12 protein-coding genes, 1 pseudogene and 1 riboswitch are annotated in these 16,839 nt (G+C 44.6%); of the genes and pseudogenes, 5 read left to right on the forward strand and 8 right to left on the reverse strand.

Features of this window, described 5'->3' with window-relative positions; translation table 11 throughout:
* Nucleotides 1–170: 170 nt before the first annotated feature.
* Nucleotides 171–2,723 (reverse strand): DUF5686 family protein, encoded by a 2,553-nt coding sequence (locus tag K6V26_RS09175; protein ID WP_224265154.1) that lies wholly within the window; start codon nucleotides 2,721–2,723, stop codon nucleotides 171–173.
* A gap of 127 nt (nucleotides 2,724–2,850) precedes the next feature.
* Nucleotides 2,851–3,399 (reverse strand): AAA family ATPase, encoded by a 549-nt coding sequence (locus tag K6V26_RS09180; protein WP_046147094.1) that lies wholly within the window; start codon nucleotides 3,397–3,399, stop codon nucleotides 2,851–2,853.
* Between the two features lie 169 nt (nucleotides 3,400–3,568).
* A riboswitch (TPP riboswitch) is annotated at nucleotides 3,569–3,666 on the forward strand.
* Nucleotides 3,667–3,686: 20 nt separating this feature from the next.
* Here K6V26_RS09180 and thiD point away from each other — a divergent pair.
* The 4 genes and pseudogenes from thiD to thiC all read left to right on the forward strand — a co-directional run bounded on the left by thiD (nucleotide 3,687) and on the right by thiC (nucleotide 7,535).
* Nucleotides 3,687–4,532, forward strand: coding sequence for a bifunctional hydroxymethylpyrimidine kinase/phosphomethylpyrimidine kinase (thiD, locus tag K6V26_RS09185; RefSeq protein WP_224265155.1), 846 nt, complete (start codon nucleotides 3,687–3,689; stop codon nucleotides 4,530–4,532).
* Nucleotide 4,533: 1 nt separating this feature from the next.
* Entirely contained in the window at nucleotides 4,534–5,130 is a 597-nt protein-coding gene (locus K6V26_RS09190; protein ID WP_007656733.1) for a thiamine phosphate synthase, read from the forward strand.
* 116 nt (nucleotides 5,131–5,246) lie between these two features.
* A pseudogene (locus K6V26_RS09195) lies at nucleotides 5,247–5,753 on the forward strand (thiamine phosphate synthase); the annotation flags it as partial.
* Nucleotides 5,754–5,831: 78 nt separating this feature from the next.
* Nucleotides 5,832–7,535: a phosphomethylpyrimidine synthase ThiC gene (gene thiC / locus K6V26_RS09200; protein ID WP_195437831.1), complete on the forward strand. Its 1,704-nt coding sequence runs from the start codon at nucleotides 5,832–5,834 to the stop codon at nucleotides 7,533–7,535.
* Between the two features lie 5 nt (nucleotides 7,536–7,540).
* On the opposite strand, the gene K6V26_RS09205 is transcribed toward thiC, so the two are convergent.
* Together K6V26_RS09205 and K6V26_RS09210 are read right to left on the reverse strand one after the other, a co-directional pair.
* The gene (locus K6V26_RS09205; RefSeq protein WP_007656737.1) at nucleotides 7,541–8,395 is read right to left on the reverse strand and encodes a patatin-like phospholipase family protein; all 855 of its coding nucleotides are present in this window, start codon (nucleotides 8,393–8,395) and stop codon (nucleotides 7,541–7,543) included.
* 88 nt (nucleotides 8,396–8,483) lie between these two features.
* Entirely contained in the window at nucleotides 8,484–9,482 is a 999-nt protein-coding gene (locus K6V26_RS09210) for a 2-hydroxyacid dehydrogenase (RefSeq protein WP_224265156.1), read from the reverse strand.
* Between the two features lie 398 nt (nucleotides 9,483–9,880).
* Between K6V26_RS09210 and K6V26_RS09215 the strand changes: the two genes are divergently transcribed.
* Nucleotides 9,881–11,542, forward strand: a complete 1,662-nt coding sequence (locus K6V26_RS09215) for an IS1182 family transposase (protein ID WP_224263243.1) — start codon at nucleotides 9,881–9,883, stop codon at nucleotides 11,540–11,542.
* Between the two features lie 119 nt (nucleotides 11,543–11,661).
* On the opposite strand, the gene K6V26_RS28540 is transcribed toward K6V26_RS09215, so the two are convergent.
* Genes K6V26_RS28540 through K6V26_RS09230 form a run of 4 tightly spaced genes read right to left on the reverse strand, consistent with a single transcriptional unit; the run spans nucleotide 11,662 to nucleotide 16,837 of the window.
* A complete protein-coding gene (locus K6V26_RS28540; protein WP_010803113.1) occupies nucleotides 11,662–11,796 on the reverse strand; it encodes a hypothetical protein in 135 nt (44 codons plus the stop codon).
* 21 nt (nucleotides 11,797–11,817) lie between these two features.
* The gene (locus K6V26_RS09220) at nucleotides 11,818–12,996 is read right to left on the reverse strand and encodes a sensor histidine kinase (RefSeq protein ID WP_224265157.1); all 1,179 of its coding nucleotides are present in this window, start codon (nucleotides 12,994–12,996) and stop codon (nucleotides 11,818–11,820) included.
* Nucleotides 12,993–13,670, reverse strand: coding sequence for a response regulator transcription factor (locus K6V26_RS09225; RefSeq protein ID WP_007656744.1), 678 nt, complete (start codon nucleotides 13,668–13,670; stop codon nucleotides 12,993–12,995). The genes K6V26_RS09220 and K6V26_RS09225 overlap by 4 nt, the downstream gene beginning before the upstream one ends.
* A 41-nt stretch (nucleotides 13,671–13,711) precedes the next feature.
* Nucleotides 13,712–16,837: an efflux RND transporter permease subunit gene (locus K6V26_RS09230; protein WP_224265158.1), complete on the reverse strand. Its 3,126-nt coding sequence runs from the start codon at nucleotides 16,835–16,837 to the stop codon at nucleotides 13,712–13,714.
* Nucleotides 16,838–16,839 lie beyond the last annotated feature (2 nt).

A 16,839-nucleotide genomic window follows, 5' to 3' on the forward strand; every position in this document is an offset into this window, starting at 1 on the left:
TCCTGCCAGGGAACTGTAATTTCCTGCCTGGGAAACTGTAGTTCCCTTACTAGGAAACCAGCGTTTCCTGCTTAGGAAATTCTGAGGGAACTGCATAAAAAAACATCCGCCGTCATTAGTTAGAGTAAATGACGACGGATGTTTTTTATTTCGGTTCGCAAGTGTGTTCGTTAAAACGATAGCTTCATCGAGAAGCGTACACCTTTTGTCTGAATACCCGGATTATCGCGGTAGGTCAAACGCCAGACATAATCGAGACGAAGGAACTTAAAGATATTCTCAATACCTACTCCGGCTTCCATATAAGGCGTATTACCCAATGTATAAGAACCTTCCGGGAACAGATACAAATCTTTGCCACCATAGTAAGGATTATTCTTATCGGTCAGATGACCATACATTCCACGGAATGAAAGAACCTCTCTCCATTTCAGTTTCTTTATCAGGGGAAGACGGTTCAAAAGAAGTCCGTTCATAAAATAAGTAACGTCCCAGGATGCATACTCGTCGCTGATGAACTCCATCGCATTCATATTGGTGTATGATTCAGGCTGGATTGTATAGGATAAGTTCGCGTTCGGCAATATCAATAACGGATAAGGAACTTTGTCCCACACCTTACCTGCTTTACCGATAATATCAAGATATCCGAAGGCCGAGAACCAGAAACGTTTCTGAATACCCAGGTCTGTACGGTTATAGGTATAGTCAGCACCTAACACCCCTTTTCTGGCAGTAATATGGTTCAATGTAATTACCGGAGCATCGAAAGTAATAGGATAACGATAGTTACGGGTCTGATAGAATTTCTCGTTCGGGGCATAACGGAATTTGAATTCCAGCTCCGTCATCGAGTAAGACTTTATAGGAGTAATGCGGCCATCTTCCTCTATCCGGTCGAAAACGGCATAGTCTGTCGAATATTCCTTTTTATTACGTAAAACCGCACCGTAAGCGATACCATTATAATGTTCGCGGTAATAAGTCAGTTCGGCATTTCTCAGATAAGTTGCACGGGTATCTCTCTGACGTTTCCAGGCCAGGAAGATATTATCTTTGTTGGTGTACATATATTGCTGTCCCAACTGGTTGATATCGTAAAGATATTCCAGACGGATAGAATTAACCGGAAATTCTTTACGGTATTCCTTCTTGTCATTGAATGAATACTCTATCAAGGCATCATACTTGATTTTCCGGTCTGTTGTACCATAAGCGGCATATCCTTCCAGGAATAATCTTTTACTGAAAGCAGTAGTAGTAGTTCCTCCGACACGGAAACGGGCTCCTTCGATCGCGTTACCACTGATAAAGGTATTGGCCGGTCCGAATTCGAATTTATTTTTAGCGGGGTCAGTGCTGGTTCCTATGTAACCGGAAGTCAGGATTGTAACAATTTTTTCTGTTACATAGAAAATAGGAACCGAACGTAACTTTTCCATCAATTTTTCAACCGTATTCTGTTTTCGTTTACCGGCTTCTTCCGGACGGTTCAAATCCCAGAAATCTTCTGTCTGCTTATAGGCGTTCTGCAATGTGATAATCGGAGCGCTCTCCTTAAATATCTCATCGCTTTCGGGCGGAAGGAAAGAATGGTTGCTGTATATGTTCAACCTTCGGGCATACATTCCCTTCGATTTTTCCGTCAGCTTGAAATCGACATTTATATCATCTTTGGTAATAATACGTGTACCATCTTCCGTCTTTTCGAATGTCTGCTCAATAGTCATTCCGCTGACGAAGTTCAGGTTGATGTTTTTAGGAACATTCAGGATTGCTTTCTTAACGAAATAAGTCGAATCGAGCGTAACGAAAAGATGTCCGGTAAATCCGAAACCTTCAGAAACGAAAGGAACGAATCCCAGGTCTACACATTTCTGTCCGTTCACATCCAGGGTATCAAGTAAATAATACTTATAAAAGTTCGGCCCCATGCTAGACAACGGGCTTACAAAACGTTGCAGGAAAAGAGGAATATCATTCTTGAAGATATCCACCTCACGGAACACCTCTCCCAGAAACTGCTGCATACCATCCCGTGAAAATATTTCATCTACACCGGCCGCCTTTGCTCCCAGCACGACTCTTTTTTCTACTTTAGGATCTTTCCGATAGAAAATGCCTTCCACCTTTTCTTTCTCCGACACTGGCAAAATGGTCTTTCCGACATCCAGCGTATCGATATAATCGATTAGAAAATCGAATTTCCCGCCCTTACCATTCTCTTTTTTAGGTTTCGGCTGATAATCGTTCATCGCGAAAACCATCTTTTCATATTGGCTGTAACTGAAATAATCATGATTACGGGGATCATTACTTTCGCGAGATTCGATAACCTTCTTGACAAAAGCCACGGCTGGATTTTCTTTCTTGCTGTACTTCTCTTTCTTCGGCTTTACAATGACTTCACCCAAATCAATACTGGAAGGGGCCAAAGGTATTTTAAAATAATTCTTTTTACCTATAGTCACTTTCAGTTCTTTTTCGGTATATCCCAGATATGAAACGGACAAAGTCCGTGCATTGGACGAGGTAGTCAACGTAAACTTACCGTCATCATCAGTCGTTGTCCCGATAGTTGTACCTTTCAGTATAACTGAAACATATGGTAACGTTTCTCCTGTAATAGAGTCCGTTACTATTCCACTTATTATAGTGTTCTGGGCTTTTGATGCAAATGCAACCAAAACAAGTGCCAGAATAAAAACAATCTTTTTCCCCATTATTTTATTAACTCCCTCGTTAAACTCCGCAAAATTATAACAGATTCTTTTTTATGAATGTTCCAAATTGAACCGATTATATTCCAATTGACAACAAATCTCACTTAAAAGACCCAAAATAGATGTTTTAAAATGAATTTATACTATTAATAATAAAATTCCTTCTTTCCGTAACGGGAAGTTTCGGGACTTCAATCAATGTATATCCTGCATCTTTGTAGACATCTTTCATTACATAATATGTATCTATCGCTTCATTAAATGATTGTTTACGTTCTTTATCCGTATGATATATATTTTCCCAGGGAGGAAGTATGAATACCTGCCTGTTATACCTGTATTTATCGACAGCCAATTCTATTTCTTTCCGGTCGGTTAACCCAATCAACCTTGCATATGCCAGTGTATCAGGGATTCCTCTGTCAAAAAATAATATGCCTTCATTTTCTTTATGAGCCAGATATGATTCAACAGAACGTTCCAGCATCATACTGGTATATAAAACGGTATCTTTCCAGGGCAATGCGTCTCCACCCTGTTGCTGTTGTTCTTTGATAATATCCCGTGCTACTTCTTTTACTGTTTGATATCCAACTATTTTAAGTTCTTCAATTAATGATGTTTTACCCGTTCCTGGTCCACCGGTAATAACATACAAGCCTGTTTTTATCAACATGATTTGTCTTTTTATGACTATTATGCCAAAAGGAAATACAACCCGGAAGAAAAGCTGTTATAACCGGAATTGTAGATGCAAATATACTGGATTATTTTTTTAAACCTATCAATTCACTCTTAAATTTAACATTTCACTTTTGTTTTCTCTTATCAATCTTTCTACCTTTGTACACGAAAAGGGGTGCCATACTGTAAACGGGCTGAGATTATACCCTGTGAACCTGATGCGGGTAATGCCGCCGTAGGAAAGACAGACAAGGCTTTTCCCTCCTTTCGTGTGTAAATATGAAAACAGATACATTATATCGTTATCCGACTGCGTTAACCATTGCTGGTTCCGACAGCGGCGGAGGAGCCGGGATACAGGCAGATATTAAAACATTCTCAGCATTGGGAGTTTACGGAGCTTCCGTAATCACCTCCATTACGGCCCAAAACACACAAGGTGTCAGAGGCATACAAGCCATCTCTCCGGAAGTCTTGAAAGGCCAGTTGGATGCGGTTTTTGAAGATATTACCATCGATGCAGTCAAAATAGGAATGCTGCATAATAAAACGGCGGCAGAAATCGTCGTAAATGCAATCGATACTTATTCACCGTCGCGTATTATCCTGGACCCAGTGATGATTTCGACCAGCGGTAATAAATTATTGCAGGATGATGCCATAGACATAATTGTCCGGGAACTGTTCAAACGGACATCGCTGGTCACTCCCAACATCGACGAAGCTGAATTCCTGTCCGGAATGAAGATAACTTCCGAAAAAGAGATGTGCCAGGCGGCAGAGAAGTTGCTGTCTTTAGGTTGCCGTGCCGTATTAATGAAGGGAGGGCATTTAAAAGGAAAAGAGATGACTGATATATTATATGTATCGGAGGCATCCCTTCTCCGGCTTTCGGCGGAAACTGTAATTACGACCAACGGCCACGGCACCGGTTGTACGTTGTCTTCTGCTATTGCCGCTTATCAGGCTTTGGGTAAGAGCCTGCCGGATGCCGTCAGACTGGCTAAAGAGTATATAACAAAAGCGATTACTGAAGGCAAAGATGTACGGACAGGACACGGGCATGGTCCCCTGAACCATTTCTTTGCTCCGGTTCCTTTAGTAAAAACAGAGATAAAAGGATAGTATGAAGCTGTTCGTAATCACAACTCCTTTCTTTTTTGAAGGGGAAAGCCGGATAATAACCCATTTGTTCAGGGAAGGAATGCAGCGTTTACATCTGCGGAAACCCCAAAGCGACATCGACAGGTTTCGTCTCTTACTGGACGCTATCCCTGCCGAATATCATTCACGGATTGTGTTGCACGAGCATTTCGAACTCACAACCGGATACCGGTTGGCCGGCATCCATTTGAACAGCCGGAATAATACCCTGCCGGAAGGTTTTGCCGGAAGCATAAGCCGTTCGTGCCATTCCTTGCAGGAAGTGCAGGATAACAAACAGTTGGATTATGTATTTCTGAGCCCCATCTTTCAAAGTATATCCAAAGAGGGATACGGAAACGGCTTTCCGATGGAGAGATTACGGGAGGCGGCTGCTTCGGGCATAATCAACGAAAAGGTAATTGCCTTGGGTGGAATAGAAGAAAAGAACATTCCGCTGATTGCCTCCTTACATTTCGGTGGAGCTGCCATTCTGGGAGCTTTGTGGGGCAAGGCCCCTTCTGTAATAAACGAGACATCTATAATAAAACGATACAAACAACTGGATATATGGCAATAGAATATCATTTGCGCAAGCACGAAGATAAAGGACAATTTATTCCACAGGGCAGTGGTGAACGCCTGATGTTTATAACCCACGGTACTTCTAAATACACGGAACGGGAAGAAGTCAAAATGGTTCTTGACGGCGGTTGTTCATGGGTACAGCTACGGATGAAAGGAAACATGAATATTTTTACAGCCAGGGAAATCGGGCAACTAATCAATGAGCATACAAACAAATGCATCTATTGTATAAACGATAATGCACGGATTGCTTTGAGATGCGGGGCGAACGCTGTTCACCTGGGGAAAGAAGATATATCAGTATCCGCCGCATGGGAAATGGCAAAAGAGCAGTTATTTCCGGGCGAAACCTTCTATATCGGCGCCACTGCCAATACCTTTGAGGATATCGAGCGTGCTGTCGGACAAGGAGCCTCCTATATCGGCCTTGGACCATTCCGTTATACAGAAACGAAAAAGAAACTCAGTCCCGTTCTCGGTCTGGAAGGATACAGAAAAATAGTGCAGCAATGTAAGGAGGCTGGCTATAAAATTCCGATATTTGCAATCGGAGGAATCTGCCTGGAAGATGTTACCCCGTTAATGGAGACCGGAATTACCGGAATAGCCGTATCGGGAGCGATTATCCATGCAGAAGACCCCGTAGAAGAGACCCGTCGTTTTATTAATGAGATAAATATTAAACATACTGTAATGGCAAGCAAGAAAAACATGCGTATTACCTATCCCGCATCGGAAAAGATATATATCCCGGGCGAAATCAACAAGATAAAAGTGGGTATGCGTAAAATCAAACTTCTGGATACCGTCACTATCGACGAAAACGGAGAGCAAGTTTTCAAGAAAAACAATCCGGTGATTGTCTATGACACAAGCGGTCCCTTTTCCGACCCTAAAATAAATATAGACATAAATGCCGGTATTCCCCGTATCCGCGAAGAATGGTGTTCGAAACGTAAGGATATCGAACAACTGAGCGAGTTGTCTTCCGAGTATGGCCGTGCCCGTCTGGAAGATAAAAGTCTGGATGAGATACGTTTTCCGAAGCGTCACCTTCCCTACCGTGCCAAAGAAGGTAAGAATATCACCCAGATGTATTATGCCAAACGACGTATCATAACTCCGGAAATGGAATATGTGGCCATACGTGAAAACCAGCAAATCGAAGCCCTGGGACTGAAATCTTATATCACTCCCGACTTTGTCCGTAAAGAAATTGCTGCCGGACGTGCCATCATACCGTCCAACATCAACCATCCGGAGGCGGAACCGATGATTATCGGTAAGAAGTTTTTGGTGAAAATAAATACCAATATCGGTAATTCAGCATTGTCTTCCGGTATCAGTGAAGAGATTGAAAAAGCGGTGTGGAGTTGTAAATGGGGTGGCGATACCCTGATGGACCTTTCGACGGGTGACAATATTCACGAGACACGCGAATGGATTATCCGTAACTGTCCGGTTCCGATGGGAACAGTTCCTATTTACCAGGCTTTGGAGAAAGTGAACGGAAACGTAGAAGAACTGAACTGGGAAGTATATCGCGATACACTGATTGAACAGGCTGAACAGGGCGTGGACTATTTCACCATTCATGCCGGACTATTGAAAAAACATATCGATTTGACAGCGACCCGCTTATCAGGTATTGTTTCGCGTGGTGGTTCCATTATGGCTAAATGGATGCAGCTGCATAATGAAGAAAACTTCCTGTATACCCATTTTGCAGAAATATGCGATATCCTGAGCAGATATGACGTTGCTGTGTCTATCGGCGACGGTCTTCGTCCCGGTTCCATCTATGATGCCAACGATGCAGCGCAGTTTGCCGAACTGCATGCGATGGGCGTATTGACAAAGATTGCCTGGGAGAAATTCGTTCAGGTTATTATCGAAGGTCCGGGTCATGTCCCGATGAACAAGATTCATGAGAACATGAAAGAACAGCAATATGCCTGCCACGGTGCCCCGTTCTATACATTAGGCCCGTTGACAACGGATATCGCCCCGGGATACGACCATATCACATCGGCTATCGGTGCCGCACAAATTGCCTGGTATGGCACAGCTATGATTTGCTATGTAACCCCGAAAGAACACCTGGGATTGCCAAACAAAGAAGATGTACGCAACGGAGTGGTTGCCTATAAGATAGCCGCCCATGCCGCCGACCTGGCAAAAGGACATCCCGGAGCACAGGTCCGTGACAACGCATTAAGTAAGGCACGTTTTGATTTCCGTTGGAAAGACCAGTTCAACCTGTCACTCGACCCGGAACGGGCTTTGCAATATTATAAGGAAAGCGCTGTTACCGACGGGGAATATTGTACGATGTGCGGTCCGAACTTCTGCGCCATGCGTTTAAGCAAAGACCTGCATAAGGAATGTAAAGAATAAAACTGTTATAGGGCGGCTGTCAGGGCCGTCCCTATTAACCTTTCAGCCAAAGCATATCCTTCATTATATAACGCTTCCAGCTTTTCCAGATTATTTTCTGTTCGCGTCACCTCTATTTTGTTTTCAGGACGAATCACGAATGCTTTACCTTCGGCTTCCAGTTGGTCGATATAATCGAGTACTTCATTATAACGTTTATACCTCAGTTTGAGCTGTTCCCGTATGGCCGGATATTTTTTATAGATGAATCCCGGCAGATAAAAGTTTTTATCCTTTTTACGGTATCCTTTATTTCTTGTGAGGATTATCACATTCTTCCGGAAACCGTCATCAATAGCCCTCTGGATAGGAATGGCATCACAAACTCCGCCATCGACCATCGGGACGCCGTCCACATAGGCAACTGGACAAAGAACCGGCAATGTGCAGGAGGCACAACAAATATCTACCAGCCTGTTTTTATCTTTCTTCTCTTCGAAATATTCCGCCTTCCCGGTCAGACAGTTACTGGTAACCATCACGAAACGTTCTTTCGATTTAAAATAAGTATCGTAATCCAGCGGATAGTATTTATCAGGATAAACATAGAATAAATATTCCATATCGATATATCCCTTGCCGCGCAGGAAATGGCGGAGACCGATATAATTATACTTTTTCAATAAATCTATATTGCCGAAACGCGAACGTCCTCTCTGCCGGGACGCATAAGATATGCCGTTACTGGCGCCAGCCGATACCCCTATCGTATAAGGGAACCAGATATTGTGGTCCATAAAACAGTCCAATACTCCGACCGTAAAAGTGGCACGCATCCCTCCGCCTTCCAATACAAGTCCTGTCTGATTATCTATTATCATAATTATTAAATTTAAAAAGCCATTGCCTGGCTCACACCGGACAATGGCCACAAAAATATAATAAATCAGCGATAAAAAAATAGTCTGTTTACAGAATAACTTCGTTCACTAAAGGACGGTTTTGACGGAAATCCTCGATGTTCTGCAAGGTCGTTTCCGCAATATTATGCATTGCCTCCTTGGTAAAGAAGGCTTGATGAGAGGTGACAATCACATTATTGAAAGACAATAGACGCGCCAGCACATCGTCGTCAATAATTTTGTCGGATTTATCTTCATAGAAGTAATCTCCTTCCTCTTCATACACATCCAGTCCGGCTGCCGAAATCTTCTTTTCTTTCAGTCCTTCAATCAGAGCATTCGTATGAATTAACTGTCCACGGCCGGTATTGATAATCATTACGCCGTCTTTCATCTTAGCAATTGAATCATCGTTAATGATATAACGGGTCTGCTCCGTCAACGGGCAGTGAAGCGAGATAATGTCCGAATTTTTGTATAATTCATCCAGCGTCGTATAAGTAATTCCTTCCTCTTCCGCGAATTTATAATCCGGATAAACATCGTAAGCAAGAATATGCATACCCAGTCCCTTTAATATCCGTATCAATATCTTGGCAATCTTTCCGGTACCGATAATACCAACGGTCTTTCCGTGCATATCGAATCCCATCAAGCCATTCAGTGAGAAATTGCCGTCACGTGTCCGCCAATAAGCACGATGGATTTTCCTGTTTAACGAAAGCATCAGAGCCAACGAATATTCGGCTACGGCGTAAGGAGAATAAGCCGGCACACGGACAACCGGAAGTTTACCTTTAGCCGCTTCCAGGTCTACATTATTAAAACCGGCACACCGTAAAGCCAACAGTTTGACCCCATTATCGGCCATCGCATCTATAACAGCCGCATCGGCCGTATCATTCACAAAGATGCAGACAGCATCGGCACCCTGCGTCAGGACAACGTTATTCGGATTAAGGTGCCCCTTAAAGTACTTGATATCGTAATTATACTTTTCATTTACTTTATCGAAAGAAGCTATATCGTATGGTTTAGCTCCAAAAAATGCAATCTTGTATGACATATTATTTGTTTTTTATTAAAACAGATTAAACATATCGAATGTTGAGAAAAAGCATTATTTCTACTTTGCCAAAGAACCTTCAGCTTTGACTTTGGGAGAATGTATCTTCCTTGCCAGCATAATCCCCAAACCGAAACATGTCCGGTATTGCTTTGACGGATTACAGTTAAAACCATATTATACTGAATTTTATAACGTAATTATAAATCGTCTCATCGACCGCGGACTGATAACTCCCGAAGAAGCGGAAGGAGTACGTCCCGAAGACCTGAAAATAACAGGAGGTTGTGTCAAAACGCTGGCACAACCTTTTTTTATGCACAAAGCCCAGACTTTCACAAGCCCGGGCTTTGTTATTACCCAAAGTTTTTGTATCTTTAGGCATAAAGTTTTTCATTATGGCAAAGTTACATTTTCGTCCTTACATTCCCAACCAAACAGTTCTTTTTCCCGGAAGAATTGATGAAAACATAGCAGCGAACGATCCGGTTCGCATAGTTAATACTGTTGTTGATAATCTCAATCTTGACAATTTCAAGAAGCTTTATAAAGCAACCGGTCGTTGTCCTTATCATCCTAAAATGATGCTTAAGGTGATTATCTACGCCTACATGAACAATATCTATTCGTGCCGCAAAATAGAGAAGCTTCTCCTACGTGACATTCATTATATCTGGCTTTCCGGTAATGAACATCCGGATTTTATAACCATCAACCGTTTCCGTAATCGTGTAAAAGAAGAGATAAATAATGTATTCACGCAGTTGGTTCTTGTCCTTGTCGACAAAGGTTTCATCAGCCTTGACGTAGAGTATATTGACGGTACCAAGATTGAGTCCAGAGCCAACAAATATACTTTTGTCTGGCGCAAGACAGTCGAAAAGAACCGTACAAAGCTGATGGATAAGATCCGCATTCTCCTGGAGCAGGTGGATGAAGCCATAGCCCAAGAGAACTCCGCCAAAGACACACCCGTAGAGTTCACTCCCGCCATGCTCTCAGATATAGTGAATGAACTTAAAGAGGTGCTGGAACACCAGCCTGTAACAAAGGACAAGGAACAAAAGAAAGTCATCCGGGAAAAGAAGAAACAGGTCCGGGAACTTGAGGAGTACCGTGACAAGTTGATGGAATACGACAACCATCTTGACACTCTTGGAGAACGCAACTCCTATTCCAAGACCGATCCTGATGCCACCTTCATGCGCATGAAAGAGGACGCCATGAGAAACGGACAGACCAAGCCCGGATATAATCTGCAAATAGGTACCCAGAACCAATTCCTCATAGACTTCCGACTGTTTCCCAACCCAACCGATACACTGACCCTCATACCTTTCTTCCACTCCTTTGAGCAACGCTATAACCGCTTACCGACTGTCGGTGTGGCAGACTCCGGTTACGGCTCGGAAGAAAATTACCGGTTCATGCAAGATAATGGGATAGGAGCCTTTGTTAAGTACAACTACTTCCATAAAGAACAGCGTCCCCGTTATACCCCCAATCCATTCCATGCGGAGAGTCTCTATTACAATGCGGAAGAGGATTATTACGTTTGTCCTATGGGGCAGCACATGAACCGTATAGGAACCAGGCGTGACAAAACAGCTAGCGGATACATCACCGAAAGTGCCCGGTATAAAGCACAAAGATGTGAAGGGTGTCCTTTACGTGGCAGTTGCTTTAAAGCCCGGGGGAACCGTATTATAGAAGTCAACCACCGGTTAAACCAATACAAACGGCAGGCACGGGAAAGGTTACTCTCGAAAGAAGGCATCAGGCATAGGGGAAGGCGATGTATAGAACCGGAAGCAGTTTTTGGACAAATGAAACACAACATGGCATACAAAAGGTTCCGGCATGTGGGAGAAGACAAGGTTACAATGGACTTTGCCTTCTTTGCTATAGCTTTTAATATCAAAAAGATGTGTACAAAACTACTAAAAGCAGGAAAGAGAAGGAGTACACACACTATATTTATCTTTATCAGACCACGTGTGGCTCAACATACGACGAATATTAAGCCTTATTACCTAATTACTGAAAAAATAGTCGCATAGACAAAAAAAGAGGAACGACTATTTTTAAGATAAAAAAGGAGATGTGCCTTAGTTTTGACACATTTACCGGATGAAAAGCCTCTATAGCCTTCTTAATGTCTTTATTTTCTTCGCGTTTCTTATTCTTCAGGTTGTTGCTTATTACACTCTTGCTTTTTTTGTTCGGCTTTACGCTCTCTTTTATTCTCCCGCCAAACAAAATACAGGCCAATGAGAACCATCCCTAACGCTGTGATATATACATATATATTCATAATTAATTCTCCTTTTCTTTATTATCCAAAGTCTATGATAACATTTGTCCCTTTATTCAGTTCCGAATCAATCGTAACTTTAGCCCCATAGGTCGTCAGTATACGCAATGACAAACTAAGCCCGATGCCATGTCCGGAAAACTCTCGGGTATTGGAGGCACGGTAGAAAGGCTGGTAGACACGCTCCAATTCTTCCACCGGGATGCCAATTCCCGTATCTTTTATTTCGAGGACCGACCCCATCAAACGCATCTCGACCGATTCTTCCCCTGAATATTTACAGGCATTATTCAGTATATTACTGATGGCTATCTTTAATAAATGAGGGTTTGCCGTCAGGCAGAAGGCAAAAGTATCTGTCGTGAACTTGATACGGTTACCGACAAACTGCATCAGGAAATCGGCCAGCATAATGGTCTCGGTCGCATTTTTAAGTATATCTTTATCCCCGTGCGAGAGGAAGAGTAAATGCTTCATCAATTGTATGATACGCTTATTTTCCGAAGCGATACGTTTCAATGCGGACTGGTATTCTGCCGGAGTACGTTCCTTTAGCAAACTAATCTCACACTCTCCCTGTATAGCAGTAAGCGGATTGTTCAGTTCATGCGAGGCATTACTGATAAACGCCTTCTCACTTTGATAAGCAGCATCGATACGGTCGACCATGCGGATTGCATAGAGCTTTCCGACAAAATAAATCAGTACCGCACTTATAACAATCAAAGCCAGCAGCAACCAACCGATACGCTGCTGGATATCTCCGCCATACTGGTTGTTGGAGATAACAAGGACAATAAAATTACCCTCGTTATCCGGATAATAAAGTGCTGCTCCCACCTTCTCCTTTTCATGGAAAGTGATTACCTCGCCCTTATATAACCGTTCAATCTCTTTTTCCGTCATATAACGGACCAACGTTACATGCGTCTCCGCCACACTGTCCGCATTCAGTAATATCTCGGTGGCAACGGGTAAAGTCTCTTCATACCGTTTTTGTATCCGGGCATAACTTTCCTCGTCCACTTCATCCTTCTCCCAATGTTTTTCGGCTGTTGCATAGGCCTTTTCCGTCAGATAAGAATAATAGAGGCGGCTGATATAGTTTGTCGCAATAAAATAAAAGGCAACCGTGACAAGCGCAATGATACCCACCGTCATCGCCGTATAGAAGAAGGCTATCTTATTCCCTGTTTTCATGCTTCCATCATATAACCGATACCTACAACGGTACGAATCAGCTTATGGTCGAAGTCCTTGTCTATCTTACTGCGAAGGTAATTCACATAGACATCGACTACATTTGTATTAGTATCAAAATCTTTATCCCATACATGCTTCAAAAGGGTGAGGCGATTCAAGGCCGTACCCTGATTCAGTATGAAATATTCCAGCAAGCGGTATTCCTTGACCGTGAGGTCTATCGGCGTACCGTTACGAAACGCCCGGTGGCTGGTCGGGTCGAGACTCAGGTCGCCACAGCGCAAGGAAGCCGTGGCAGTCTCCGTTCCAATCCGCCGCAGAAGAGCTTTGATACGTGCTTCCAGTTCCTGAAAGCTAAAAGGTTTGACCAGGTAATCGTCTGCACCGGCATCGAGGCCGTTAACAATATCGTCTGTCGTACCCAACGCCGTCAACATAATCACAGGCGACTGGTATCCGTACAACTGGCGGTATTGGCGGCACAATTGCAACCCGTTCATCCGGGGCATGATTATATCCAGTATCAAAAACTGGAAGTTCTCTTTCTGCAACAACTCCCAACCCGCCATACCGTCATAAGCCACGCTTACTTCATGACCGAACTCCTGCAACCCCCTCTCTATGAAAGAGGCGATATTCACTTCATCTTCTACCAATAATATCTTAGCCATCTGATTTGCCATTTATGTCGTTCAGATTACAAATATACGATTTACAATCTACGCTGTAGTAACTTTCCATCTTTATCATACAGCATCCGGCTGTAAAAGGCTTCCACCATAAGCGGGAAGACAAAGAGCGTGAAGAAAGTAGCCCCTATCAGTCCGCCGATGATGACGATGGCTAACGGGCGTTGGCTTTCCGAGCCGATACCGTGGCTGAGGGCGGCGGGCATCAGTCCGATAGCTGCCATCGAAGCCGTCATGAGCACGGAGCGGACACGGTCTTTCACACTTTGTTTTACAGCCAACGGCAAAGGTGTACGATTTTTCAAGTTACCTTTTATATCGGAAATCATGATAACCCCGTTCTGGATACAGATACCAAACAGCGCAATAAAACCGATACCTGCCGAAATCGAAAAGTTGAAGCGGGTAAGCAGGAGAGCGACAATCCCTCCCACAGCCGCATAGGGTACATTCAACAGCACTAATCCGGCATCGCGGGCATTGCCGAACAGCACGAACAGGATGACGAAGATGATGGCAATACTCACCGGAACCACCTGTGCCAGTCGTTTCGTAGCACGCTGCTGGTTCTCAAAATCCCCCGTCCATTTCAGGGTATAGCCTTCCGGCAGCTTCACCTGCCGGTCGACTTTTTGCTGTGCTTCGGCTACTGCCGTACCCATATCGCGGCCACGGACGGAGAATTTAACGGCACAGAAACGGGCATGGTTATCGCGATAGATAATCAGCGGGCCGGTTATCGTATGGATGTCGGCTAACTCTTTGATGGGCACCATCGTCCCGTCGCGGGCCGGAACCAATATTTTTCCTATCTCGTCCTCGCTCTGGCGGAAGGCTGATTCGTAGCGCACCATGATATTAAACTTCCGTTCGTCTTCGTAAAGCAACGAGGCGCTCTTGCCCCCTATCGCCATCTCGATAATGGACTGCACATCTTCTTTTGCCACTCCGTAACGGGCCAGACGCGATTCGTCGAGTTCGATACGCAGTTCCGGTTGTCCGATATTACGTATGACTCCCAGGTCTTCGATGCCTTCGACGGTTTCCAGGACTTTAAAGACTTCGACGGCTTTCTTTTCCGACTCGTACAAGTCTTTACCGAACACTTTCACAGCAATCGAACCTTTCACGCCGCTGGCAGCTTCTTCCACATTATCGGTGATAGGTTGGGAGAAGTTGAAGTCTACGCCCGGATAGATAGCGAGGTCGTCCTCCATCTTCTCAATCAATCCCGCCTTAGTCAATTTGCTGGCCCACTCCTTTTCAGGATAAATGTCTACATGAAACTCGATATTGTAGAAGCCTGTCGCATCCGTTCCGTCGTTGGGACGGCCCGTTTGCGAAAGCACCTGCCGTACTTCGGGATACGACGCCAGTTCGCGGCGCATCCGGTTTGCCAGCTTAACGGACTCATCCAGGGAAATACTCTGCGGCAAGGTGGCACGGATATAAATAGAACCTTCGTTCAGCTGCGGAAGAAACTCAGTCCCCAGCAAAGTAAAACACCACAAACCAACGGCAGCCACCAGCGAGGCAATGCCGATAGTAGTCTTCTTATGTGCATGGCAACGGTCAAATATCGAAACGGATACCCGGTTTATCCATGCCAGAAACGGATTATGCCTTTCACGCACATTCCTTTTCAACAGCATCGAAGAAAGCACCGGGACTAATGTCAACGTAAATATCAAAGCCCCCAGCAAGGCAAACCCGAGCGTATATGCCAGCGGACTGAACATCTTCCCTTCCACCTTCTGAAAAGCGAATATCGGAACCAGTGCCGTAATAATGATTAGCTTGGAGAAGAACACCGCCTTCGCCCTGTCTTTGGCCGTCTGGCGAATCAGTCCCATCTTACTCATCACATTGAAGGCAGGCATTCCCACCTCACGCGCCTTCCGGTCGAGAGCCACAAACAACCCTTCCACCATCACGACCGCCCCGTCGATAATGATACCGAAGTCGATCGCCCCCATCGAAAGCAGGTTTGCACTCATTCCCATCGCCCGGAGACAGATAAAGGCGAAGAGCAGCGCCAACGGGATAATAATGGATACAATCACCGTTGTACGCCAGTCTGCCATAAAAATCAACACAATGAAAGTTACCAGCAAAATACCTTCGGCCAGGTTATGCGTCACCGTCCGTACCGCCAGGTCTACCAGGTCCTCGCGGTCGTAGAAGGACACAATCCGCACATCTTCCGGCAACGCATTTTCCTGTATGTCCGCTATCTTTTCTTTCAGGGCGGCAATCACTTCGCCCGGATTCTCTCCTTTCCGCATGACAACAATTCCCTGCACGACATCGTCTTCTTCCATGCGTCCCACCTGTCCCAACCGGGGCAAGCTCGATTCGTGAACGTTTGCCAGATGTTTCACCAGGATAGGTGTGCCGTTGATGTTCTTGACTACGATATTCTCAATCTCCTTCGTATCGTTGATCAGTCCAATGCCGCGTACCACATAAGCCTGCGAACTTTTGGTTATCACATCGCCCCCTACATTAATATTACTCTTTGCAATCGCGTCGAACAGTTCCAGAGACGTCACGTTATAGTTAATTAGCTGGTTCGGGTTAACACTCACTTCAAACGTCTTCACCTCGCCGCCGAAGCTGACGATATCCGCCACTCCCGGCACCGCCCGCAGCTTACGCTCGATTACCCAGTCCTGGAACGTCTTCAGTTCGCGCACTGTCCGTTTGTCGCTCCGCAGCGTATAACGGAAAATCTCCCCCGTCGGTCCGTACTGAGGCTGTACCTCCGGCGTAACCCCCTCCGGCAGGTCGGCATCGTTCAACAGGTTATATACTTGCTGGCGGGCATAGAAGTCATCCGCGTCATCGTCGAACATCACATTGATGACCGAGAGGCCGAACAGCGTCGTGCTGCGGATATCCGTTTTCTTTTGTACCGGATTCATCGCTATTTCGATGGGGATAGTGATAAACTTCTCTATCTCTTCCGCACTGCGTCCCGGCCATTGGGTAATGATTGTCACCTTCGTGTTCGTCACATCGGGAAAGGCGTCGACAGGCGTATGGATAAAGCTCACTGCTCCCGCTATCACGGCTATGGCGGTACAGAAAAAGATAAAGAATTTATTCTTCAGCGAGAAAGCTATTATGTTATCTATAAATGTATGCATCG

The sequence above is a fragment of the Parabacteroides goldsteinii genome, from assembly GCF_020091425.1.
GTDB classification, from domain to species: Bacteria; Bacteroidota; Bacteroidia; order Bacteroidales; family Tannerellaceae; genus Parabacteroides; species Parabacteroides goldsteinii.